Here is a 23,814-nt window from a genome sequence, read left to right as displayed (position 1 = left end):
GCCGGGGCAGGTTTGACCAAGGAGATCAGGGTGACAGCATTGCCGCTTTTGCTGACCGTCCCCGGGCTTCAGTCCTTCTGGAACTTCACGCCGCGCGCCGCTGATGCAGCTGCCGCGCCGGCAGATAGGGAGAGTAACATGGCGACGATTAAACTGGCCGGGACCGTCTTGGCGCAGGGCGCGATTGTGGCGCAACATGGCGACGGGCGGTTGACCATCGCCGATGGCGCGCGCCGCTGGACCGGCTGGCCGGTGGCGGGGCTGAAGGGCGCTGCAAGCGCTATTGCCTTGGCATTGCTGGCGTTTAGCGCCGCACCTTCGGGCGCTCAGACCCTGCTGAACGTGAGCTACGATCCGACGCGGGAGCTTTACCGCGAGGTGAATGAAAGCTTTGCCGCCTGGTGGGAAGCGCAAGGCAATCCGGCGGTTGAGATTGAGACCAGCCACGGCGGCTCGGGCAGCCAAGCGCGGGCGGTGATCGACGGGCTTGAGGCGCATGTGGTGACGCTGGCCTTGGCCTCGGACATCGACAGGATCGCCGAAGCGGGCAAATTGCCGGAGGATTGGCAGTCGAAATTGCCGCATAATTCCAGCCCCTATACCTCGACCATCGTGTTTCTGGTGCGCGAGGGTAACCCTAAGGGTCTGAAAGATTGGGGTGATTTGGTCGCTGACGGGGTTGAAGTGATCACGCCCAATCCCAAAACCTCGGGCGGGGCGCGTTGGAACTATCTGGCGGCTTGGGCTTGGGCGGAAAAGAACGGCCAAGACCCGCAGGCCTTTGTGAAAGAGCTGTTTGAGCATGTGCCGGTCTTGGATTCCGGGGCGCGCGGCTCGACCAACACTTTCGCCCAGCGCGGCACCGGCGATGTGCTTCTGGCTTGGGAGAATGAGGCTTATCTGGCGCTGCAAGAGCTTGGCGAGGATCAGTTCGACATCGTGGTGCCTTCGGTCTCCGTGCTGGCCGAGCCGCCGATTGCGATCGTCGAGGCCAATATCAAGACCGAAGAGCAGCGCAAAGTCGCGGAGGCCTATCTGACCTTCCTTTACACCCCGGAAGGTCAGGCCATTGTTTATAAAAACTTTTATCGCGGTTGGGACACGTCGGCGGCCAATCCCGATGATGTGGCGCGCTTCCCCGATCTGGAACTGGTGGATATCTCGCATTTCGGCGGCTGGGCGAAAGTGCAGCCCGAGCATTTCGGCGATGGTGGCATCTTCGACCAGATCTATATCGCGAAATAAGCACGTTCGGGGCCGGTGTGGGTTACGCCACCGGCCCCTTTTTCGCCGCCCCCTTCCCCCGTGAAATGAGACGCCGATGCACCGAACTGTGACCCGCCGCCCCTTAATCCACCGATCACCGATGCCCGGCTTGGGCCTTTCGATGGGGATCACGCTGACGATGATTTCGATCATCGTCCTGCTGCCGATTGGCGCGCTTTTGCTGAAAGGCGCCAGCTTTGGTCTGGCGGGGATCTGGGAGACGGTGAACCGCGAGCGGGTGTGGCGGGCGCTGTATCTGTCGTTCCGGCTGTCGCTTTTGGCGGCGCTTTTCAATCTGATCTTTGGCGTGCTTCTGGCTTGGGTTCTGGTGCGCTACCGCTTTCCGGGGCGGCGGCTGTTGGATGCGGCGGTGGATCTGCCCTTTGCCTTGCCGACGGCGGTGGCGGGCATTGCCTTGACCGCGCTTTATGCGCCGAACGGGGTGTTTGGCGCTTTGGCGAAAGAGATCGGCTGGAAGATCGCCTATAGCCAATGGGGCATTTTCCTGGCGCTGGTCTTTGTCGGCCTGCCCTTCGTCACCCGCACCGTGCAGCCCGTGGTCGAAGAGATCGAGCGCGAGGTTGAAGAAGCCTCGGCCACTTTGGGGGCCAGTCGGCTGCACACGATCCGCCGGGTGATCCTGCCGATGCTGATGCCCGCCGCCTTGACTGGCTTTGCCTTGTCGCTGGCGCGGGCGGTGGGTGAATATGGCTCGGTCATTTTCATTGCCGGCAATATCCCACTGGTGACCGAAATCGCGCCGCTGCTGATCGTTATCCAGTTGGAAGAATTCAAATATAACGAGGCCTCGGCCATTGGGATTGCGATGCTTTTGATCAGCTTTGCGATGCTTTTGGTGATCAACCTGATCGGGGTTTGGAGCCGCAGGAGGATTGGTCATGTCTGATATCACCCCCTATGAAGGCCGCTTCCGCTCGGCCACCGAAGAAAGCCCCGCTGCCCGTTGGACGATGATCGGGGTTGCCGTGATCGGCCTTGGGATCTTGGTGTTCGCGCCTTTGTTGGTGGTCTTTGCCGAGGCTTTATCCAAGGGCTGGTGGGCGGCGATCAAAAGCCTTGGCAACCGGGACGCTTTGGCTGCAATCAAGCTGACCTTGATGATTGCCGCGATCTCGGTGCCGCTGAACGCCGCCTTTGGCATCGCGGCGGCTTGGTTCATCACCAAGTTCGATTTCCGGGGAAAGGCGTTTTTGATCACCTTGATCGACCTGCCCTTCTCGGTCTCACCCGTGGTGGCGGGTCTTTGCATCGTCTTGATGTTTGGCGCAAATTCCTGGGCGGGCGGCTGGCTGGTGGCCAATGGCTATCCGATCGTCTTCGCGCTTCCGGGCATCGCTTTGGCCACGATGTTTGTGACCTTCCCCTTCGTCGCGCGCGAACTGATCCCGGTGATGGTCGAGCAAGGCCGCGCCGAGGAAGAGGCGGCTTTGACTTTGGGGGCCAGCGGTTGGCGCACCTTTTGGACGGTGACTTTGCCGAATATCCGCTGGGCTCTCCTCTATGGCGTGCTTCTGTGCAACGCCCGCGCGATGGGGGAATTTGGCGCCGTCGCCGTGGTTTCCGGCAAAATTCGCGGCCAGACCGCGACCATGCCGATCACGATTGAGATGAGCTACAACGAATATCTCTCGGTCGCGGCCTTCAGCATGGCCGCTGTGCTGACCCTTCTGGCCCTTGTCACCCTGCTTCTGAAAACCGCCCTTGAGATCCGCCATGCCGATCAGCTTGCCAGCGCGCGCCGGCATTAGGAGAACACCCATGCATATCGAAATCGATGAAATCTCGAAACAATTTGGCACCACTGCGGCTTTGGCGCCGGTGTCCCTCTCGATCCCTTCTGGGGCTTTGGTGGCTTTGCTGGGGCCTTCGGGCTCGGGGAAAACCACCTTGCTGCGGATCCTTGGCGGTTTGGAGTTTCCAACCTCGGGCCGGGTGCGCTTTGATGGGGTGGATGCGACCGGGCTGACGGTGCAAGAGCGGCGGGCGGGGTTCGTGTTCCAGTCTTACGCGCTTTTCCGGCATATGACGGTGTTTGAAAACATCGCTTACGGCTTGAAGGCGCGGCCACGGGCGAGCCGTCCGCCGAAAGCCGAGATCGCGCGGCGGGTGCAAAAGCTTTTGGAGCTGATCCAACTGCCCGAGATCGGCCCTCGTTATCCGACGCAGCTTTCGGGCGGGCAGCGGCAAAGGGTGGCTTTGGCGCGGGCGCTGGCGATTGAGCCAAGGATGCTTTTGCTCGATGAGCCCTTTGGCGCTTTGGATGCCAAGGTGCGCAAAGAGCTGCGGCAGGGCCTGCGCGATATCCATGATGAGACCGGGCTGACCACGGTCTTTGTCACGCACGACCAAGACGAGGCGATGGAGCTGGCCGATCTGGTGGTGGTGATGTCTGGCTCGCAAACCGGCGGGCGGATTGAGCAGATCGGCAAGCCTGCCGATATCCGCGCGCGGCCTGCGAGCGACTTCGTGCGTGAGTTTATCTCGGCTTAGGGCTTGCAGATTTCGCACATTTCAAAGGCCCCCATCGTTCGGATGGGGGCCTTTACTTTACATAATTCTACATCGTTACGATTGCGTCTGCTCCTCTGGGTTATAGCGCAAGAGCCGCAAGGCGTTCAGCGTCACCAGCACCGTGGCCCCGGTATCGGCCAGAATGGCGATCCAAAGCCCGGTGATGCCGAAGACCGAAGTCACCAAAAACACCGCTTTCAGGCCCAAAGCGAGCGTCACGTTTTGGCGGATATTGCCCATGGTGGCGCGGGCAAGGCGGATCAACGTTGGCACATCCGCCACCCGGTCGCGCAGGATCGCCGCATCGGCGGTTTCCAGCGCCACATCGGTGCCCGAGCCCATTGCCACCCCCACTCCGGCCTGTTTCAGCGCCGGGGCGTCGTTGATGCCATCGCCGATCATCATCACGCCACCTTTGGCCTGCATCGCCCGGATCGCCTCAAGCTTATCTTCGGGCAGCATCTGGGCGCGGAACTCCATGCCAAGGCTGCTGGCGATCGCATCGGCCGTGCGAGGATTGTCGCCGGTGAGCATGGTGGCGGTGACGCCCAGCCTTTGCAGCTGTGCCATAGCGGCGGCCGCATCGGCGCGGGGTTGGTCGCGCATCGCCAGAAGGCCCAAGGGCTGGTCCTTTCGAAAGACCGCGACGACGGTTTTGCCCTCGCCTTCAAGCCTTGCGGCGAGGGTCTTCATCTCGGGCCTGATGCCGCCCTTGGTGGCTGCATGGCTGGGTGAGGTGACCCAAGCGGTCCCCCCTGAGACTACGGCCTCGGCACCCTTACCGGGCAGCGCGCGGGCGTCGCGGGCGGGATGCGCGGTGACGCCTTCGGTGAGCAAAGCGCGCAGGATCGCTTGGGCAAGCGGGTGACTGGAGCCAGTCTCCACCCCACCCGCTACAGCAAGAAGTTCTGTGCGATCAATGCCTTCAGCGGGGATAATATCGATCACCACCGGGCGGCCTAGCGTCAGCGTGCCGGTCTTATCAAAGGCGACCTGCTGGATGCGCGCCGCCGCCTCGATCACAGCACCGCCCTTCATCAAGAGCCCGCGCTTTGCGCCTGCCGAAAGCGCCGAAGCGATGGAGGCCGGGACCGAGATCACCAAGGCGCAGGGGCAGCCGATCAGCAAAAGGGCGAGGCCACGATAGGTCCAAGTGCCCCAATCTTGGCCGAAAAAGAGCGGCGGGATCAGGATCACGAGCGCCGCAAGGCCCGTGATTGCGGGCATATACCAGCGGCTGAAACGGTCGATAAACCGCTCGGTCGGCGCGCGGGCCTCTTCGGCCTCTTCGACCAAGCGGATGATGCGGGAGATGGTGTTATCGGCGGCGGTTTTGGTGACGCGGAGGCGCAAAGCGGCCTCGGCATTGATGGATCCGGCAAAGACCGGATCGCCCGGCCCCTTGGTCACCGGCACGCTTTCGCCGGTCACCGGGCTTTCATCAATGCCAGAGGTTCCCTCGACGATCTCACCATCCGCGGGCAGACGGTCGCCGGGACGGACCAAAACGATCTGGCCGATTTGCAGGGTTTCTGCAGGGATCTCAACGGTTTGCCCGTTCTCTTCCAAAAGAGCAGTTTTCGGGACCAAAGCGGCCAAGGCGCGGATGCCGTCGCGAGCCTTGTTGGCGGCAACGCCTTCCAAGACCTCGCCCACCGCGAAGAGGAAGACGACAAGGGCGGCTTCTTCCGCAGCACCAATGAACAAAGCACCGATGGCGGCGATGGTCATCAGGCTTTCGATGGTGAAGGGCTGGCCCATCCGCAACGCGGCCCAAGCGCGGCGCGCCACTGGGGCGACGCCGATCACGCAAGCGGCGATAAAGGCCCAAGCGCCATGTTCGAAGGGGGTGAAAAGCTCGATCCCCCAAGCGGTTGCGAGGAGGAGGAAGGTGACGATCACCAGCCGTCCCTTGGCGGTTTGATACCAGCTTTTGCCACGATCGGCGGGGTCATCATGGCTGTGGCTATGCCCTGCCCCATGCGGCGCATGGCTGCCGCCGTGGTTATGCGCGTGGTCTTTGTGGTCGCCCAGCGCTTCGGCTGCCTTGGCCCTTGGCGTGATCTGATAGCCCAATTGGCGCACCACCGCCTCGACCGCCTCCGGCGCGCTGCCGGGGGCAAGATCGGCCGAGAGACGCTCGGCCATCAGCGCCACGTTCACGCCGGTGACACCCGGCAAGCGCTGAACCGCGCGGGTGACTTTCACCGTGCAGGAGGCACAATCCATGCCCGTCACATGCCATTCATGGCGCTGCATCTGCGGGGCCAGATCGCCCGGCTGCCCTTCGGAAATCGTTTCACGCATCGCAACACTTCCGGACCCAATCCGGCCCGACCCTTGTTTTCATCGAATCAGACCCTAATTGCTCTAGCAACTAGAGCTGCAAGAGGTTTCATCATGCTTCCCATCGGCAAGCTAAGTGCGGCGACCGGGGTTAAGGTGCCAACCATCCGGTATTACGAGCAAATCGGCCTATTGCCCGAGCCCGGACGTAGCGCGGGCAACCAGCGGCTTTACGGCAAATCCGAGCAGGAAAGGCTGGCTTTCATCCGCCACGCCCGCGAATTGGGCTTTCCCTTGGAGGCGATCCGCGAGCTTTTGAGCCTTTCGGATGACCCCTCACAGCCTTGTGCGGCGGCGGATGGGATCGCCAAACGGCAATTACAGGCGGTGAATGCGCGGATTTCGCGGCTGACGGCTCTGCGGGCGGAGTTGCAGCGCATGGTGGCGCAAGGCGCGCATGGCGCAATCTCGGATTGCCGGGTGATTGAGACGCTGGGAAATCACGCGCTTTGCAGCCATGATCACCCAGCGGACGCAGGCTAGCGCTACAGCCCAGCGCTTGCGCCGCCCGCCGCGGCGTTGCATCTTACCGCCACGCGCTTTGCGGAGGGTCCATGCCGTTCGACACTGCTCCTGAAGAGATCGGCGCCCTCATCCTGCGGGTCGCCTTGCGCGACCGCAAAGCCTTTGATGCGCTTTATGCCGCCACCTCGGCGAAACTTTTTGGCACCTGTTTGCGTGTCTTGCAAAACAGGGCCGAGGCGGAAGAGGCGGTGCAAGAGGTCTATGTCAAGATTTGGCTGAAGGCAGATCGCTTTGCCGTCACCGGGCAAAGCCCAATGACTTGGCTGATCGCGGTGGCGCGCCACCATGCCATCGATCGGCTGCGGGCGCGGCGCGAGGCGGCGGGGGGCTTGGATGATGCGGCATTGGAGATCCGCGACCCCGCGCCCGGCCCCGAGGCCATGGCGGTTGCGGCGGATCAAAACCGCCAGCTTGAGGGCTGTTTGGGTGAGCTGGAGGCCGACCGGGCCAGTGCCTTGCGCTCGGCCTATATGCAGGGCGACAGCTATGCTGAGCTGGCCGCCCGCCATGCCGTCCCGCTCAACACCATCCGCAGTTGGTTGCGGCGCGGGTTGATGCGGCTGAAGGAGTGTCTGGAGCGATGAGCATGACCGAGCCGGGCCCCGCACAAGAGGGCGAAGACGATCTGTTGGCGGCGGAATATGCGCTGGGGCTTCTGCCGGGCAGCGAACTGGCGGCTTTGGCCCGTCGGCTCGAGATTGATCCGGCTTTTGCCAAGGCGGTCTTGGCTTGGGAAGAGCGGTTTGCGCCGATGGCCGAGGGCTATCTGCCGCAAGATCTGCCGCCCAATGTCAAAGCGGCGCTGGATCGCCATTTGTTCGGGGTGGCTGGGCCGCAGAAGGCTGGCTTCTGGGCCAATCTGGCGCTGTGGCGCGGGCTGGCAGCGGGGGCCACTGCCGCTTTGGTGCTGGCGCTGGTCTTGCCCTTGCAGCGCCCCTTACCGCAGGCCCCCTCGACCGTGATGGCCTCACTTTCCGCCGAGGCGAGCGAGGTGCATTACATGGCCGTCTATGACGCCAGCACCGGCATGGTGCGCTTGGCGCATCTGGCGGGGGCGGTGCCTGAGGGGCAGGTCTTCCAGCTTTGGGTGCTGCAAGGCGATGACGCGCCGGTGTCGTTGGGCGTGATCCCGACCGGTGCGACCGCGCGTATGGCGATGGACGACCGTCTGCGCCCGATGCTGACCAGTCAATCGCATCTGGCGATCAGCCTTGAGCCTTTGGGCGGCTCTCCAACCGATCAGCCGAGCGGCCCAGTTGTGGCCTTGGGTGATCTGCAAGAAGTTTGAGTGAAAAATACATTTATTATCAAAAACTTATTAATTTTCCTTACGATCGCTTTCGGCAACCGCAACTTTTCCGAAACTGGCTCCGTTCCTTCTAGCGTCCCTCAAGCATGAGGAGACCATCACTTGGAGGAACGCTATGAACACGATCACGAAGGCTCTTTTCGCTGGCTGTTTCGCTCTGACCGCCGCGGGTTCCGCTTTGGCACAAGACAATCCCAAAGTGGGTGGTGCGGCGATGTTCGCCGATAAAAACATCGTCGAAAATGCCGTCAATTCCGCCGACCACACCACTTTGGTTGCCGCTGTGAAAGCCGCCGGTCTGGTGGAGACGCTGCAAGGCGAAGGCCCGTTCACCGTTTTCGCGCCGACCAACGCTGCCTTTGACGCTTTGCCAGCAGGCACGGTCGAGACTCTGCTGAAGCCCGAAAGCAAAGAGGCTTTGACCAAGGTGCTGACCTGCCATGTGGTGGGGACGAAGGCCTTGGCGGCCGATGTGCAAAAGATGGTGGCCGATGATGGCGGCGCACATGTGATTGAGACCCTTGGCGGCTGCAAACTCACCGCTGAGGCCAAGGATGGCATGGTGACTTTGACCGATGAGACCGGCGGCGTTGCCACCGTCACCATCGCCGATGTGATGCAGTCGAACGGCGTCATCCATGTGATCGACAAGGTGCTGCTGCCGAAAAGCTAAGCCTTTTCAAAGGCCACGCATCTGCGCCTTAGCACTGGTTGAAGGGGCCGGCCCTTGCCGCGCTCTCGGCGCCCTTCTGCCCTGACGCTGGCGCAAGGGCAGGCTCTCGTCGGAATTGGGCGCGGCAGGTCCCCCTGCCCCGCCCCTTTTACATCGCCGCAGACAGGGCGATGTCCTTCATACCTGCCGCCGTCGACGCCACCGCGGCTTCGCCTTAGAGGCAATCCAACAAGCTCTTCCGCCACGGGCCGTGGCAATGCGGCTTCACAGACGCGAAATCGACGATAGTGTGGTGCGCAAAAGCACACCCCTTGCGGCACCGCGCAAGGGCATCAGGCAGGGTCGGGCCGCAGTATGAGCAAGCTTGAAGCGTATAAGATTTGGCTGGGCCAAGGCGCCGCGCAGACCGAGGCAGGCCGCACCACCCGAAGCCAAGCCATGCGGGTGATCGAGCGCAACCTTGCGGAGCTTGGGATGCCCTATCAGGATCTTGACGCCGCTTGGCAGGCCGACCGCTTTGCCAGCCTGCGCGACCGTCTAAAGGCGATGCGCCAGAATGCGCGCCAAGGTGGGCAGGATTACCGGATTTTGATGCCGGAGTCGACCAAACCGCTGAACCGGCTGTCCAACTGGGGCAGCTGGCTTGCGCAATATGGCCGCTTCCTGGCCGGCGAGCCGCCCGTCTCGGGCAAGGACGCCGACCGCATACGCCAATATGTTTTAGAGCAATATATCGAGACAGGCCGCGAGGCCGGTCACAGTCACACCGAGGTTTTGGTCCGCGATGTGAACGATGCGCTTGGTTTGAACCAAGCTTGGCCGAATATTTGCCAAGCCTTGGCAGGCCCGAAGTTTCAAGAATTGGCACAAGTGCCAGCGCCCGAGCAAAAGGGCGCGGATCAAAGCTCGGCCACGGTGTTTCGCTTTGATCTGCGCAGCGATGGTGTCAGCCCGCCCGCTTTAGAAGCCTCGATCACCGAGCAAAGGGGGCCCGCGACGGGCAACACATCGCCCTTGCCCGTAAACTTGATCCTTTATGGCCCCCCCGGCACCGGCAAGACCTATGCGACGGCTGCCGAGGCTTTGCGGCTCTGCGGTGAGCCAGTGCCTGAGGATCGTGCGGCTGTTATGGCCGCCTATCAGCGGTTGGTGAGCGAAGAGCGGATCGCGTTCGTCACCTTCCATCAGTCACTCTCCTACGAAGAGTTCATCGAAGGCCGCCAGCCGACGACCGACGCGGGGGATGGGGCTGAAGGCACCGGGTTCCGGCTTGAAACCAAGCCCGGCATTTTCCGCCGCATCGCCAAGCGCGCACAGGACAATCGCGGGCCGGTGCATGGAGAAAATGCGGTCTCGCTTGCCGGTCGGCAGGTGTTCAAAATGTCGATTGGCCGCGCACATGGCACGGTGGATTCCGATGTTTTCGACGCGGCGATCAAGGACGGCTACACATATCTTGACTGGGAAGACATCGACTGGTCGGCAGACAAATATTCCAGCGCAGCCGCCATCCTTGAGACCTGCCAGAGCGAGGGCAAACTGGAAGGGCCAGTAACGTCGCAATCGGGCCAAGTTCTGCACACCGACACCTTCCGCAACCGCCTGAGCATTAACGATATTATCGTAGTCTCAAAAGGAAACTCCCTGATCCGGGCCATTGGTGAGGTCATTGGCGATTACGAATATGTCCCGCGTCCTGACGGCAGATTTAGCCATAGGCGTAAGGTGCGCTGGCTGTGGCTGAACCTTGACGGCGTGCCCGTGCATGAGATCTACCATACCAACTTCATCCAGCCCACAATCTACCGCCTGCGCCAAGACGGCCTTAACGTCACGGCGCTTGAGCGCTATCTCAACAGCTCCCTTCCCGAAGCAAAGACCGACCCTCAGGCCTTTGTGCTGATCATTGATGAGATCAACCGGGCCAATATTTCCAAGGTTTTCGGCGAGTTGATCACTTTGCTTGAGCCTGACAAGCGGCTTGGACAAGCCAATGCCTTGACGCTGCAACTGCCCTATTCGGGGGATCATTTCGGGGTGCCGTCCAATCTGCACATCCTTGGCACGATGAACACGGCTGACCGCTCGATCGCGCTTCTCGATACGGCGTTGCGGCGGCGGTTCAGCTTTCGGGAGATGATGCCAAAGCCTTCGGTGCTGGCGCAGGCCGCTGCGGAGACCGGGCTTAACCTGCCGCTTTTGCTGGAAAGGATGAACGCGCGGATCGAATATCTTTACGACCGCGAGCACCAGATCGGGCATGCCTATTTCACCAGCTGCACCTCGCGCAGGGACGTGGATGCGGTGATGCGCCACAAGGTGATCCCGCTGCTGGCCGAGTATTTCTTTGAGGATTGGGCGAAGAGCGCGGCCGTTCTGGGCGATCTGGAACCACATGAGGGACCAATCAAAGGGGGCTTTTTGACGCGCGAGCGGCTGAAAGCGCCTCCGGGGTTTGAAGAGAGCGACGCGGCTTTGCGGTACCGATGGGCGCTGCGCGGCGAAGACGAAGGCTTTGACTACGAAAGACTTCTGGCCCCATGATCCGCCGCACCATCCGCGAATGGCAGCGCATCGATTACGGCTTGGACAACGAGAGCTTGCCGCAGGGCCAAGCCGACAGGCTGGCGGCGCTGGCGCGCGGCTCACGCTTTGCGGGCAAAAGTGGTGAGGGGGTGCTTGAGCACGGACGCAAAGGGCTGCGCGCGCGCGGTGTGGTTGGGGTTTTGGCGACCTCGGACTGCCAATTGGAAATTCTGCCCAAGATTGAAGGCGCCGGCGAAGGGCCCGTGAGCGAGGCGCGCCTGCGCCAGCGGCTGATCCATATGCTAAGCACGGTGCACGAGCTGCCCATTGATACGGGAGCCATGACGTCGCTTGCTTGGCAGCGCGACACAGTGCTTGAGCTGATGATCCGGCTCTTTTGCAACAAGCTGACCGATGCGGTCCGGATCGGCATGCCGCGCCACTATATTGAGCAAGAAGAAGACCTTACCACGCTGCGGGGACGGCTTGATGTCACCCGGCAATTCTCGGTGCTTGCGGTGTCGCCGCAACGGCTTGCCTGTCGGTTTGACGCGCTTTCACCCGATATCGCATTGAACCAAGTGATGCGCGCCACGATCGCCAAGCTGACCCGGCTGGCACAGGCACCGGACAACCAGCGCAGCCTGCGCGAGTTGGGCTTTGTCTATGCCGATGTCGCGCAGGTGGCGCCAAAGGCTTTGCGGTGGGAGCAGATCACCCTTGACCGCTCAAACCAGCGCTGGCGCGATCTTTTGGCGCTGGCGCGGCTGTTCCTGATAGAGCGCCATCAGCAAACCAGCGGCGGCGCGGTCGAAGGTCATGCGCTTCTCTTTGAAATGAATGTGCTTTTTGAGAAGTTTGTTGCGCGGCTGTTGTCCCAAGCGCTGGCAGGCTCGGGGCTGCGGGTCCGCGCGCAAACTGGTCAACGCGACTGCCTTTATGAAGGAGACAACGGGCGGTTTCGCACCAAGCCGGATATTCTTGTCTGGCAAGACGACCGTGTCGTAATGGTCATCGATACGAAATGGAAGCGGATCGTGCCGCGGATTAATGACCCTAAGCAAGGCGTTGCGCAGTCTGATGTCTATCAGCTGATGGCCTATGCGCAGCTTTACAACTGCCAAAACGTGATGCTGCTTTACCCCCATCACGCCGATCTGCCAGCCGAGCCGCTTTGCCAGCATTTTGCCATCGCAAGGCAGGATGCGGCAGAGCGGCTTTCGCTGGCCACGCTGGATCTTACCGGCCCAGCGCGTGCGCAAAAGGAGGCGCTGAAACAGTTGGTCAGTGCCGCACTGAGTGAGGCGCCAAAAGCCTTAGCGGCGCGCGACTAAGTGATTGATGTTGCGGAACTCTTTATCCTGCGCCCCAGAGGTTTATTGCCGATTGCGCCTCCAAAGCCGGATGGCCTTCGCGCGAGACAGAATTTCAGATCCAGCGACATAGGCTTAGCCTTTCAAGCTGCGCAAAAGGCGCATGCCCCAAAGACCGGCCAGCATGGCGGCCACGAAGATGAAGGCCTGAGCCTCGCCCAAGCCTAGGGCGGGGATCGCACCACCGGGGCAAAAGCCCGCGATGCCCCAGCCAATGCCGAAAAGCGCCGCGCCGCCGATCAGCGCAGGGTCAAGATCCTTGCGGGTCGGCAGGTGGAATTGGCTGTCGAAGACCGGGCGTTGCCGGCGCCAGACCAAGCGGTAGCCGATGAAGGTGACGACCAGCGCGCCCCCCATCACGAAGGCCAAGGACGGATCCCATGTGCCGGCAATATCGAAGAAATTGAAGATCTTGGCCGGGTTAATCATGCCCGAGACAGCGATGCCTGCCCCGAAGATGAGGCCGATCAGCAAAGCGGAAAAGACGCGCATGGCTTAGAAGCCTCCGATGATGTGGCGGATCACATAGACGGTGACCGCGGTGGAGATCATGAAGCTGAGCGTTGCAACGATGGAGCGCGCCGAAAGCCGCGACATCCCGCAAATCCCGTGACCCGAGGTGCAGCCCGAGGCCAGTTGCACGCCCGCGCCAACGATCAAACCGCCGATCACCAGCCAAAGCGTTGGGGTCGAAGCGTCAAATGCGGGGCGCCAGCCGGTCATGACCAAGATCAGCACCGGGGCGAAGATCGCGCCGACAAGGAAGGCCGCGCGCCATCCCCAATCCTTGGCGAAGGGCGGCAAGAGGCCTTGCAGCATGCCGCTGATCCCGGCGATGCGGCCATGCAAAGCCATGAGCAAAACCGCAGAAAGCCCGATCATCGCGCCCCCTGCCAAAGACAAGATGGGTGTGAATTCAGTCATTTGAACCCTCTTTCTCTGCCGCCCCGGGCGCGCAGAACAGCCGATACAGCGTTGCGACAACCTCGGCCGCTTTGGGATCGGCCAAGTGGTAGAAGATGTGTTTGCCAGCCTTGCGGCCTTGGATGATCCCCGCCTCGCGCAGACCAGCGATCTGCTGGCTAAGGCCGGGCTGGCGGATGCCAAGACTGTCTTCCAAATCGCGGACCGAACGCTCACCGGTGACAAGCGCACAGACCACCATCAAGCGGTCTTGATTGGCCAAGAGCTTAAGAAAGCGTGTCGCCTCGGCGGCGCGGGCTTGCAGGGGCTGCGTTTCAGGCAGCAGGCTGTCGATGGCGGTGGTCATGGCGTCAGCTCCCCCAAGGCGCGCTGAGAAGATCGAGCGGGATTTTCAGATAGCGCCGCCCATTGGCTTCCGGCTCTGGCAGGCGGCCAGCATTGGTGTTGATCTGCAAAGCATGCAGGATCAGTTTCGGCATTGGCAGGGTCGCATCGCGGGCCTCGCGGGCGGCGATATAGGCCGCTTCGGTCAGATGGACCGAGATATGGCTGTTCTTGGCCCTCTGCTCGGCCACGGTGCTTTCCCACAAAGGCTCGCGTCCGCCCGGCTGGTAATCATGGCCGGTGAAAAGCCGCGTGGCGTCGGGCAAAGCAAGGATCGCCTGAATGCTGTCCCAAAGCGCCTTGGCCGAGCCGCCAGGGAAATCGGCCCGCGCGGTGCCGCTGTCGGGCATGAACAACGTATCATGCACGAAAGCCGCATCTCCGATCACATAGGTCACCGAGGCCAGCGTATGGCCCGGCGAAAGCATGACGCGGGCGTCGATATTGCCCAGCTTGAAACGCTCACCATCGGCGAAAAGCTTGTCCCATTGGCGGCCGTCTTCGGGGAAGTCGGGCCAGTTGTAAAAGCCCTTCCACAGCTTTTGCACCTCGCGCACCTTTTCACCAATGGCGATAGGCGCGCCGGTTTTTGCCTTCAAGTAAGAGGCCGCCGAGAAGTGGTCAGCATGGGGGTGGGTGTCGAGAACCCATTGAACCCGATAGCCTTTTTCAGCCACGAATTGCAGGATCTTATCGGCGTTCATCGTGTCGGTCTGACCGGACTTTTCGTCAAAATCCAACACCGGATCAATGATCGCGCAGAGCTTGCTGTCCGGATCGGCGACCACATATTGCACCGAGAAGGTACGGGGGTCGTAAAAGCCTGTCACTTCGGGTGTCTGGATCATTGCTTACTCTTTCTGCCGCCTATTGCGCTTTAGCTGCGCCGCACGATGCCTTAAATAGTACGATTGCATTAATTTGCAATAATAAGAACGCAGCTGTCCTTACGAGGCCCTGCCCCGCTTTCACACGCCGTCGTGACCTGTCCACTCTGGCTTTTTCCTGTCTGAGACGACAAACCCTTAACAAGCGATAAAGACAAATCCCGCCACGCGCGGAGCGGGGCGCGGGTTTTGGGAATGACAGGCGATTTGGGGGCCGAAAGATGCTGACAAGACGTAACCTTCTGCTGACCGCCAGTGCGGCAGGCCTTGTTGCGGCCACTCCGGTCCTTGCCAATGACAACGAGATGCCAGCCGAGCTGCGTGAAGCCATTGAACGGCAACCCTTCTCGCCCGTCTTGGGCAATCCCAAGGGCGATGTCACTCTGACCGAGTTCTTTGATTACAATTGTCCGATTTGCCGCGAGGTGCCGCCACTTTTGCAAAAGCTGATCGCTGGGGATAAAAACCTACGGATCGTGCTGCGCGAATGGCCGGTGCTGCGGCCCAGCTCGGAAGAGCTGGCGCGGGTGTCACTGGCCAGCCTGAAGCAGAAGAAATACTGGCAGATGCATCACGGCCTGCTGTCGGCCAAGCGCGGACTGAACATAGATGCGGCGCTTCGGATCGCGGGCGATCTGGGGCTTGATACCGCGCAGCTGAAGCGCGACATGAACAGCGACGATGTCTCGGGCCATATCTGGCAGTCGATGGATCTTGGCGATCACATGGGGCTCAGCGGGACGCCGACGTTCATCGCGGGCAATGATGGCCGGTTTGGCCGCCAAAGCCTTGCCGAGTTGCAGCAGCTTATCGCGATTGCGCGCGGCTAAGGACTTTGCGGTGCGCTCAATAGACTCTGCGGCCATTTGGTAGGGACTGGCCCTCTTGAAAGTCTTTGCGGCAATCGGTGGGAGAGCTGCCAAATCGTGACCGGAACGATTTGAAAAAGCCTGCATAGCTGCTGAAGCCGACGGCCGAGGCGATGTCATGCACATTCATGTCGCTGAACTGCAGCATGCCCCGCGCCTGCTGCAGCCTTAGGGTGGTGTAATACTGCTTGGGCGATTGGCCGAACATCCGCAGGAAAGCGCGCTGCATGGCGCGTGGTTCCATCTCGGCAAGGTCCGCAATCTCTGACAGGGCTAAGGGCGGACAGATATTCTGCTTCATGGCCTCGATGACCTTGCGCAGGCCTTGGCTCATGTAAGGATTGCGCGCGTAGATGTCTTGCACCTGCGATTGGGTTTGCTCGGGCCGTTCGGGATAGATGATGTCATTGCGCACCGCACGCGTCAGTGCCCCGCCAGACATCTGCTCGATGACCTCAAGCGACAGGTCGACGGCCGCCATATGGCCGGGCGAGGTTGCGCGCTTTCGGTCAATCTCGAACCGCTTGTCGACCAAGGTGATCGCGGCGAACTTCTCCTCAAGAACGCTGTGCAAGGCCCAATGCGCCGCCACGCGGTAGCCATCGAGCAGCCCCGAGATGGCAAAATACATCACCGCATTGTCCAGCGCGCCAATCAGCGCCCCGTGTCTTTCCTGGGCTTTGACCCAAGCGAGTGCCGGCCGCCATTGCTGAGGCGGGCATTCATAGCACGACAGCACAAGGATCACATCAAACTGGCCCTGCGCCTCGCGGATCGGCAAGGTCGGGATGGAAAATCCGGGGATCGTCACCTGAACCGGATGATCCGAGGACAGCAGGCTGATGCTGTAGGCATCCCTGTCGCTTAACCGGTTTGCCGCGCGAAATGGCTCGATCACCAGCAAGGCGGTGTAGAGCGAGATTTCACCAATATTCACCAAAGCAACGCGGATCATCTTCTCATGTCCCAGCCACGAAATCCTAAATCAAGGTCGGTGGCGCGGGATCAGAGACGCGCCGCTTTCCTGCCCCCCGTAAAGCAGACCTGCCAAACTGCACAGCATTCTCTACCATTACGGAAATATTTTTGACGATTCTGGAAATATTGCCGCGATTTTGGACTGCTATCAACCATCCGTCAGCCACGCCTGCGGCACAGGGTTGGACGCGAGGGCCCCGATTTTTGGAAGCCGACCGTCCCAATCTTTTCCCGCAGCACAGCCTATGCCGGAGATGTCGATGCAGACCGATGATCGCTATAAAATCCTGTTTGAGCCGGTGCAGATCGGCCCGAAAGTCGCGCCGAACCGCTTTTATCAAGTGCCCCATTGCACCGGCATGGGCACCACCATGCCGCAATCCACCGCCAAATTCCGCGAGGTGAAGGCCGAGGGTGGTTGGGGGGTGATCAATACCGAAATCTGCATGGTTCACCCGACCGCAGATTCGTATCCCTTCTCGATCGAGAATATCTGGGATGACAGCGACTTGCCGGGGATGCGGCTGATGGTCGATGCGGTGCATCGGCAAAAAGCGCTGGCCGGGGTGGAACTGGGTCATGGCGGCAGCGTTTCGCACAACCGGATGAGCCGCGAGCGTCCGATCTCGGCGATGCCGCGCTTTGTGAACAATTTGCCCTCGATGGTGCGCCAAGCCACGCGTGAGGATCTTAAAGAGATCCGTGATTACCACCGTGCAGCCGCCCGGCGCGCCCGCGATATCGGCTTTGACATCATCTATGTCTACGCCAGCCATGCCATCGGTCTGGCCTATGATCTCTTGTCGCCCAAGATGAACCAGATGCGCCGCGACGAATACGGCGGGGAATTCGTCAACCGTGTCCGCTTCTTGCGCGAACTGCTGGAGGACACCAAGCAAGAGGTTGGCGACGATTGCGCCGTTGCCATCCGCTTTGGCACCGATGAGTTGGTCGGGGCAGATGGCTTCACCTGCACCGATGACGGCCGCCGCGTGGTCGAGACCTTGGGCGAGATGCCCGACCTTTGGGACGTCAATGTCAACGATTGCGATTTTGACATGATGACGGCGCGCTTCACCGATGAAGGCTTCCAAGAGCCCTTCACTGCCTTTGTGAAACAGGTGACGACCAAGCCTGTGGTGGGGGTTGGCCGCTACACCTCGCCCGACCGGATGGTGTCGCTGATCCGCAAAGGCCATCTCGACATGATCGGTGCGGCGCGGCCTTCGATCGCCGATCCCTTCCTGCCCAATAAGATCCGCGAGAACCGGATCGAGGATATCCGCGAATGTGTGGGCTGCAACATTTGCCTGATGACCAAGAATGCTGGCGGCCCGATCCGCTGCACGCAGAACCCAACCGTGGGCGAAGAATGGCGGCGCGGCTGGCACCCGGAGAAATTCCCGCGCAAACGCTCGGAGAAGAAGTTCCTTGTGATCGGCGGCGGGCCTTCGGGGCTTGAAACCGCGGTGACCTTGGGCAAGCGTGGCTATGAGGTCACCTTGTTTGAAGGCGACAAAGAGCTTGGCGGGCGGTCGTTGCGCGAGTCGCGCCTGCCGGGCCTGTCCTCTTATCGCCGGGTTGCGGATTACCGGATTGGCCAGCTGCACAAGCTGCCGAATGTGACCACTTATCTGGGCAATCCCGTCTCGGCCGAGGATCTTGAAGGCCATGACTTCGACCATATCGTCGTCGCCGATGGGGCCAAATGGATGGATGACGGCATTGGCCGCTTCAACCGCACCGCCATTCCTCGGACCGCTGATGCGCGGGTCTATACGCCCGATGATGTGATGGCGGGGGTTTCGATCACCGGCAATGTCATCGTCTATGATGAAGAATCCTACATCATGGGCGGCGTCATCGCCGAGGCGCTGAAGCTGGCCGGCGCAGAGGTGACTTTGGTCACATCTGACAGCGATGTGTCGAATATGCTGCGCTTTACCGGCGAGAAATCAATGGTTTATCGCCGCCTGAGCGATCTGGGGGTGAAGATGGTCACCCATCACATCGTGACCTCGATCACCGCAGGGCAGGCACAATTGACCCAATTGCACACCCATGCGGCGCAGGATGTTGCGGCGGATGCGGTGGTCGTGGTTGGGATGCGCAAACCCGGCTCGGCCTTGTTTGATGCCATCTCGCAACGCGCCGAGGTCTTGGCGGGCAAGGTCGGTGTCACGCAGGTTGGCGATGCTTGGTCGCCGGGCACCATGGCCGAGGCCGTCTACTCGGGCCATAAATTCGCCCGCGAGTTTGACATGCCGAAACGCGAAGGCGTCGGCTTCCGCCGCGAGCGGCTTGTGGTCCATTCGCTCGAGGATCTCGACGCGATGGAAGATTTCCACTGATCTCACTGCATGGGCGGCCCCGAAGGGCCGCCAAACTTTCCAAGGAAAAAGAATGACCGATACCACGCCTACGCTGAGCCCGAGCCTGTACAAACTTGCTGATCTCGATGCAAAACCCTTCAGCCCGCGCGGCTGTTCTCCGAATGAATTGTTCAATGACCTAACGGGGGCCAGCATGTCTGGCGGCGTCGTCTATTTCCGCGATTCCGAGCTGCCCTTCACGGTTTGGTATGACGAGATCCTGTTCTGTCATGCCTGCGAAGATCTGTTCGAAGTGGTGGTAGGCGATGTCACGCATCGACTGGAGCCGGGCGATACGATCTGGCTGCCTGCGGGCACCGAGCTGATCTATCGGAGCAAAGGCTTGGCCACGGCCTTTTTCGCAATCACCCCTGCGGGTTGGGCAAGTAACCCGCCAGCCTGAGCGGCGCACGGTCGATCACAGGCGGCGCTGTCGCAGAGTGTTGGGCCAAGACGCAAAGGGCTTTGATCATCTCCGATCAAGCGACAAATGGCGTAGAGGTTAACGCAGGTTCGAGTAAGGGGCCGGGTCGATCTCGACCCGGCCCCACTCAGCGATCCGCCTAAATCCACATCAACCCGCGCGCCAAAGCTAGCGCGGCAAAGCCTCGGTTAAAGTTGCGCCAGGTCGCGCAGCGACGCGCTCTTTCCATTTGGCAAGGTGGATGTTTGAGCTGTCCAAGGGCAATCCGGCGCGTTTCTCGGCGAAATCTACGAAGCAAAACAACACTATATCGACGAGCGTGAGGCGGTCATTGGCCAACCATTCACGTTCCGCCAGCTGAGCATTCAGCCATGCTTCACCATCTTTCACCAGCGCCGCCATCCCCTCGGCTGCCTCGGGAAGGCAGCGGACCCGGTTTGAAAACACCGCCAATCCGGGCCCGTAGCGGAAGGCTGCCGTCAGCACCGAGGTGTAATGCTGCTCAACCCGGCGCAGCCACATCTGGATTTCGGCGCGCGCGCGCGGGGTGTCCCCCGTCAAAGCCGGGGTGCCGAAATGCTCGGCCAGATAGTTGCAGATCACCGGCGCCTCAGCGATTGCAGAGCCGTCAGCCAAAAGCAGCACCGGCAATTGGCCCGCCGGATTGATCGCCAGAAATTCCGCCCGTCGGTTCTCACCTCCCGGCAGGTCAATCACCCGCTCGGGAAGCGTCAGGCCGTTCTCCGCCATGAAAAAGCGCACGGCCCGTGGGTTCGGCCCCACCGAGATCAGCAGCTCCATATCAGCCATTGCTGCGATCACTTTCCGAGATCACCCATTCAATCGCATTGCGCACAAGCTGGCGATAATGCGGGTTCGCATAGGCCGCATCGTCATGGCCCGGCTGGATATAGGCCAAGGCCGAGCGCCCGGAGCGCTTGGTCCAAACCACAGCATTGCTGCCATCGGGCCGCTCCCAGCCGCGATTGGAGCGCCGCTCGCCTGTCATGGCAAGTTTCAGCGAATAGAGGTTGCGGCAGGAATATTCGACATCGCTGCGGGCCACCACATCCACGCTGTCTTCAAAGACCTCCATCAAATAGGCCTCGTCGGTCAGGGTGAAGCTGGGGGGCAACCCTTTGAAAAGCGGATGGGAGGCATCTTCGGCGGTGATGGTCATGGCAAGCCCGGCGCGGGTGCCACCATCCGGCACCTCTTTGCCGCGCAGCTTGCCGGGGAAATGGAACAAGGCCCCGCCCAAAGCCTCGGCATATTCGGGCCAGGTCGTCCAAGCGGCGATCGCGTGATGCAGGGCGACGATGGGAATCCCAGCCTCTAGCATGGCGGGCAAGCCGGCTTTCAAAGCGGCCGAGGGTTCAACCTGATAGCCATCGCCGGCCCAAGGATCGCCACCGGGCATGTCGTAAAGCACGACCGCATCGACATCGGCCAGACTTTGCGGGTTCAGGACTTGCTCGGCCAAAGGATGTTCGACCAAAAAGCATTCCATGCCGGTAAAGCTTTCAAACATCGCCATGAAGGCGGTGCGGTCATAGCTGTGACCATTGCCCACCACCAAAATCCGCGGCCGCACCTTATAGTTCAAAAATCCCAATGCATTCTCCTCCCTCAGCTTGCGTGTCGGCGGCCGCTCAGTATCGGGGCATGCCGGACAAAATGGCGCGCAGGCGCGCTTCGCCCCCCCGCGCGCCTTTGGCTTGATGGGCCGTCACGGAGCTTGACTTGCGACAGTCCGTGACGACGAAAGTGATGGCTTCAGCCGTAGAGGAACTCTTCGCAAAGCTCGATCTGTGGGGCGAGCATGGCGCCGCCTTGCATCACGCGGCAGCCAAGCGCGCGCGCTTCAGCCGTGAAGGGCGTGTCGGTGGCCGAGATCACCACATCGGCGACGGTGGCACTGGACCGCAATCCGGCCAAGGCCAGCGGCGATCCGCCCTCCCCGCCCATGCCCAAGGATGTCGCATTCACCACCAGATCGGCTTCGGCCAGCGGGGCCGCCTCATCCGCTGCCAAGGCGCGGCAAGGCACGCCGGTCGCGGCCTCAACCTCGGCCGCAAGCGTGGCGGCTTTTTCCACATTGCGGTTGATGAGGGTCAGGCTGGCAATGCCAGCAGCCGCCAAGGAGAAGGCAATGGCACGCCCCACCCCACCCGAGCCGATCTGAATGACCTTGGCCCCTGCGGGGTCAAAGCCTGTGCCCACCAAGCCGCGCATAAAGCCTTCGCCATCGATGTTATGGCCGGTCAAAGTGCCGTCGGATTCGCGCCGGATGAAGTTGACCGAGCCGGTCCGCTCGGCAGCCGGGGTGCGCTGATCGACCAGAGCCGCCGCCGCGATCTTATGCGGGATGGTCATGCACAGGCCTTTGATATTGTCGGTCCGGCGCACAAATTCCAATGCCGCCGGCAGGTCTTGCGGCAAGACATGCAAGGGCGCGGCAACCGCATCGCGGCCCTTCGCGGCAAATTGCGCGGTGAACAGGCCGGGCGAGCGGAAATGCCGCACTGGCGAGCCGACGATGTAGAAAAGATCCGTTTCTCCGGTGATTTGCACAGCGATGACTTTCTTCATTAGAGGTTAGGATGAGAGCGGCAGGCCGAAGAATTCGGCCACCAGATCGGGCTGGGGCCGCAGCATGGCGGCGCCCTCAAGCGTGCGGCAGCCAAGCGCTTCGGCTGCGATCAAAAAGGCGGTTTGGGCCGGGTTCACCACGACCTCAACCGCCGCGGTTTTCGCCGCAAGCCAGCTGATTGGCATCGGCAGCGCGTCCCCTTCGGCCATCCCGAGCGAGGTGGCATTGATCGCCAAATCAGGGGTTTGCGGGCTATCCTCGGATTTGATGGCACTTGCCGCACAGGTCGGGAAGGCGGCGTGGACCGCTTGGGCCAGCGCGCTTGCTTTGTCATAATCGCGGTTCAAGATGCGCAACTCGCGCAGGCCGGCTTCGGCCAGTGAAAACGCGATGGCCCGCGCCACGCCACCTGCCCCGGCCATAACCGCGGTTTGATTGCTTATGGCGATGCCAGCAGCGTTCAGCCCTGCCACAAACCCGGCACCATCGGTATTGGTGCCAATCAGCCGCCCATCCGGATCGCGGCGCACGAAATTCACCGCACCGACCCGCTGCGCGGCCTCGGTCACGGCATCGAGATGCGGCATCACCGAGATCTTATGCGGGATCGTAACCCCCAAGCCCGCCACGTTCTGCATCAGCCGGACTGCTGCGACCAAAGCCGGCAAGTCTGACGGCGTGACATGTAATGGTGCGATGACCGCATCATGGCCCAATGCCGCAAACCGATCATTGATCAGAGCCGAGCCACGAATATGCGCAACCGGATCGGCAAGCATCAGCATCAGAGAGGTTTTGCCCGTGAGGTCGCGCTTCGCGTGAGGGGGGGGTAAGGTGGTCATATCAAAGTCAATCTTCCAATTTTTTTCTAACTTTAGAGCGGCATAGTCTGGATGCTCGTGCAGATGAACCGCCGCGCCGGGGTATAGGAACTGAACTTTGGCCGTTAAAAAAGTTCACGAGATCTAGAGGTCCGACCATCCCGATGAAATGCCCCCCCCCCGCAGACATGCTTTGACTTGGACGAACGCCCTGCACGTTCTGCACCACTATTCTGGCGGCGCAGTGGCTGGTCAAGCAAAATGAAATTAAATTTTAATATTTGAAATTTCGAATACCGAGGGCCCGCTCAGTGGCTGCGGCAACTGCAGGATCGAAGCGCGCTTCCGCCTCGATGGCCCCCCCCCTGCCCTGACGGCCAGATGGAATGGCGAAGCAGGCTTACCCGTCAAATGGCGATGAACAGGCGGATCAGCTTTATATTCGATCTGGCTGCTTCCTCCGCGCGACAGAGGACAGAACCGCGCAGAAGCCGACTGGCATCCCTCTCCCAGCGGCCTTTGCAAACAGCGCGTGACTGCATTGAGAGCGCCTGCACAGCTCTAAGTTGTTTTCCCTCAGAGCTGCACTTTCTGCCCCTTTTTCGATCGCCTTTTCGGCTGCAAAGCCAGTCTGCGTCGGGGCGGGACAGGCGACCAAACAATGTCTCATCGTTATCTATAGAGTACCGCAATGCGCCTAGCCTACACGATTGCCCTGACCGCTGGCCTCGCTTCCGCCTCGCCCAGCTTCGCTCAGAGCGAGAACCACCCATTCGACACGGACCTAGATGGCAATGTGAGCCTGCAAGAGTGGATGGAAGCTGGCGAACTGCGCCACGCTGACTTTGGAGAGCGTTTGGCAAAGGCGCAGCCGGAGGTCATTGAGGCGAACTTTAGAAAAGTTGACGCCAATGGAGACGGCAAACTGGACGCAGAAGAGCAAGCCGCGGCCAAAGCCGCCCGTGACGCCGCCGCCAAAGCCGCGCAGTAAACACCAATACGGGGCGGGAGG

At 61.1% G+C, this 23,814-nt stretch carries 24 protein-coding genes; 14 read left to right on the top strand and 10 right to left on the bottom strand.

From position 1 onward, the window contains the following. The first annotated feature begins 30 nt into the window (after positions 1-30). The 4 genes from Q9295_RS16455 (at position 31) to Q9295_RS16440 (ending at position 3,777) form a co-directional block, all read left to right on the top strand. Positions 31-1,245: a sulfate ABC transporter substrate-binding protein gene (locus Q9295_RS16455; RefSeq protein WP_306681681.1), complete on the top strand. Its 1,215-nt coding sequence runs from the start codon at positions 31-33 to the stop codon at positions 1,243-1,245. A gap of 76 nt (positions 1,246-1,321) precedes the next feature. Next, positions 1,322-2,173, top strand: coding sequence for a sulfate ABC transporter permease subunit CysT (cysT, locus tag Q9295_RS16450; protein ID WP_306681680.1), 852 nt, complete (start codon positions 1,322-1,324; stop codon positions 2,171-2,173). Further along, positions 2,166-3,035, top strand: a complete 870-nt coding sequence (cysW, locus tag Q9295_RS16445; RefSeq protein WP_373457476.1) for a sulfate ABC transporter permease subunit CysW — start codon at positions 2,166-2,168, stop codon at positions 3,033-3,035. The genes cysT and cysW overlap by 8 nt, the downstream gene beginning before the upstream one ends. Positions 3,036-3,045: 10 nt before the next feature. Beyond that, positions 3,046-3,777 (top strand): sulfate/molybdate ABC transporter ATP-binding protein, encoded by a 732-nt coding sequence (locus Q9295_RS16440; protein ID WP_306681679.1) that lies wholly within the window; start codon positions 3,046-3,048, stop codon positions 3,775-3,777. Between the two features lie 75 nt (positions 3,778-3,852). On the opposite strand, the gene Q9295_RS16435 is transcribed toward Q9295_RS16440, so the two are convergent. Continuing rightward, positions 3,853-6,105: a heavy metal translocating P-type ATPase gene (locus tag Q9295_RS16435; protein WP_306681678.1), complete on the bottom strand. Its 2,253-nt coding sequence runs from the start codon at positions 6,103-6,105 to the stop codon at positions 3,853-3,855. 93 nt (positions 6,106-6,198) lie between these two features. On the opposite strand from Q9295_RS16435, the gene Q9295_RS16430 reads away from it, so the two are divergent. The 6 genes from Q9295_RS16430 to Q9295_RS16405 all read left to right on the top strand — a co-directional run bounded on the left by Q9295_RS16430 (position 6,199) and on the right by Q9295_RS16405 (position 12,511). After that, positions 6,199-6,627: a MerR family transcriptional regulator gene (locus Q9295_RS16430; protein ID WP_306681677.1), complete on the top strand. Its 429-nt coding sequence runs from the start codon at positions 6,199-6,201 to the stop codon at positions 6,625-6,627. 71 nt (positions 6,628-6,698) lie between these two features. After that, positions 6,699-7,253: a sigma-70 family RNA polymerase sigma factor gene (locus Q9295_RS16425; RefSeq protein WP_306681676.1), complete on the top strand. Its 555-nt coding sequence runs from the start codon at positions 6,699-6,701 to the stop codon at positions 7,251-7,253. After that, positions 7,250-7,957 (top strand): anti-sigma factor, encoded by a 708-nt coding sequence (locus Q9295_RS16420; RefSeq protein WP_306681675.1) that lies wholly within the window; start codon positions 7,250-7,252, stop codon positions 7,955-7,957. The genes Q9295_RS16425 and Q9295_RS16420 overlap by 4 nt, the downstream gene beginning before the upstream one ends. A 136-nt stretch (positions 7,958-8,093) precedes the next feature. Further along, positions 8,094-8,651 carry a fasciclin domain-containing protein gene (locus tag Q9295_RS16415; RefSeq protein WP_306681674.1) on the top strand — a complete coding sequence of 186 codons (558 nt, stop codon included), beginning with the start codon at positions 8,094-8,096 and terminating at the stop codon, positions 8,649-8,651. Positions 8,652-9,005: 354 nt separating this feature from the next. Then, positions 9,006-11,195 (top strand): DUF8426 domain-containing protein, encoded by a 2,190-nt coding sequence (locus tag Q9295_RS16410; RefSeq protein ID WP_306681673.1) that lies wholly within the window; start codon positions 9,006-9,008, stop codon positions 11,193-11,195. Beyond that, positions 11,192-12,511, top strand: a complete 1,320-nt coding sequence (locus Q9295_RS16405; protein ID WP_306681672.1) for an McrC family protein — start codon at positions 11,192-11,194, stop codon at positions 12,509-12,511. Before Q9295_RS16410 ends, Q9295_RS16405 begins: the two co-directional genes overlap by 4 nt. A 114-nt stretch (positions 12,512-12,625) precedes the next feature. On the opposite strand, the gene Q9295_RS16400 is transcribed toward Q9295_RS16405, so the two are convergent. From Q9295_RS16400 to Q9295_RS16385, 4 genes are read right to left on the bottom strand one after another with little or no spacing between them, the layout of a single operon-like run. Next, a complete protein-coding gene (locus Q9295_RS16400; RefSeq protein ID WP_306681671.1) occupies positions 12,626-13,042 on the bottom strand; it encodes a DUF6691 family protein in 417 nt (138 codons plus the stop codon). 3 nt (positions 13,043-13,045) lie between these two features. Then, positions 13,046-13,474, bottom strand: coding sequence for a YeeE/YedE family protein (locus tag Q9295_RS16395; protein WP_306681670.1), 429 nt, complete (start codon positions 13,472-13,474; stop codon positions 13,046-13,048). Further along, positions 13,467-13,820 carry an ArsR/SmtB family transcription factor gene (locus tag Q9295_RS16390; protein ID WP_306681669.1) on the bottom strand — a complete coding sequence of 118 codons (354 nt, stop codon included), beginning with the start codon at positions 13,818-13,820 and terminating at the stop codon, positions 13,467-13,469. The genes Q9295_RS16395 and Q9295_RS16390 overlap by 8 nt, the downstream gene beginning before the upstream one ends. Positions 13,821-13,824: 4 nt before the next feature. Then, positions 13,825-14,706: an MBL fold metallo-hydrolase gene (locus tag Q9295_RS16385; protein WP_306681668.1), complete on the bottom strand. Its 882-nt coding sequence runs from the start codon at positions 14,704-14,706 to the stop codon at positions 13,825-13,827. 260 nt (positions 14,707-14,966) lie between these two features. Here Q9295_RS16385 and Q9295_RS16380 point away from each other — a divergent pair, with 260 nt between their 5' ends. Continuing rightward, positions 14,967-15,575, top strand: coding sequence for a DsbA family protein (locus Q9295_RS16380; RefSeq protein ID WP_306681667.1), 609 nt, complete (start codon positions 14,967-14,969; stop codon positions 15,573-15,575). A gap of 16 nt (positions 15,576-15,591) precedes the next feature. On the opposite strand, the gene Q9295_RS16375 is transcribed toward Q9295_RS16380, so the two are convergent. After that, entirely contained in the window at positions 15,592-16,569 is a 978-nt protein-coding gene (locus Q9295_RS16375; protein ID WP_306681666.1) for a GlxA family transcriptional regulator, read from the bottom strand. Positions 16,570-16,852: 283 nt separating this feature from the next. Here Q9295_RS16375 and Q9295_RS16370 point away from each other — a divergent pair, with 283 nt between their 5' ends. Further along, positions 16,853-18,943, top strand: coding sequence for an oxidoreductase (locus tag Q9295_RS16370; RefSeq protein WP_306681665.1), 2,091 nt, complete (start codon positions 16,853-16,855; stop codon positions 18,941-18,943). Positions 18,944-18,995: 52 nt separating this feature from the next. Further along, entirely contained in the window at positions 18,996-19,367 is a 372-nt protein-coding gene (locus tag Q9295_RS16365) for a EutQ-related cupin domain-containing protein (protein WP_306681664.1), read from the top strand. Between the two features lie 189 nt (positions 19,368-19,556). Here the strand turns inward: Q9295_RS16365 and Q9295_RS16360 are convergent, their stop codons facing one another. The 4 genes from Q9295_RS16360 to Q9295_RS16345 form a co-directional block, all read right to left on the bottom strand. Further along, the gene (locus Q9295_RS16360; protein WP_306681663.1) at positions 19,557-20,198 is read right to left on the bottom strand and encodes a glutathione S-transferase family protein; all 642 of its coding nucleotides are present in this window, start codon (positions 20,196-20,198) and stop codon (positions 19,557-19,559) included. Next, entirely contained in the window at positions 20,191-21,003 is an 813-nt protein-coding gene (locus Q9295_RS16355; RefSeq protein ID WP_306681662.1) for a ThuA domain-containing protein, read from the bottom strand. Before Q9295_RS16355 ends, Q9295_RS16360 begins: the two co-directional genes overlap by 8 nt. Before the next feature lie 161 nt (positions 21,004-21,164). Then, positions 21,165-21,980, bottom strand: coding sequence for a shikimate dehydrogenase family protein (locus Q9295_RS16350; RefSeq protein ID WP_306681661.1), 816 nt, complete (start codon positions 21,978-21,980; stop codon positions 21,165-21,167). Between the two features lie 6 nt (positions 21,981-21,986). Then, positions 21,987-22,823, bottom strand: a complete 837-nt coding sequence (locus tag Q9295_RS16345) for a shikimate dehydrogenase family protein (RefSeq protein ID WP_306681660.1) — start codon at positions 22,821-22,823, stop codon at positions 21,987-21,989. Positions 22,824-23,493: 670 nt separating this feature from the next. Between Q9295_RS16345 and Q9295_RS16340 the strand changes: the two genes are divergently transcribed. Continuing rightward, positions 23,494-23,793, top strand: coding sequence for an EF-hand domain-containing protein (locus tag Q9295_RS16340; RefSeq protein WP_306681659.1), 300 nt, complete (start codon positions 23,494-23,496; stop codon positions 23,791-23,793). The last annotated feature ends 21 nt before the right edge of the window (positions 23,794-23,814 follow it).

Source organism: Pseudogemmobacter lacusdianii (assembly GCF_030848395.1).
Classification (GTDB): Bacteria; Pseudomonadota; Alphaproteobacteria; order Rhodobacterales; family Rhodobacteraceae; genus Pseudogemmobacter; species Pseudogemmobacter lacusdianii.
The sequence above is the reverse complement of the archived record's forward strand: the minus strand, read 5'-3'. Positions and strand labels throughout refer to the sequence as shown.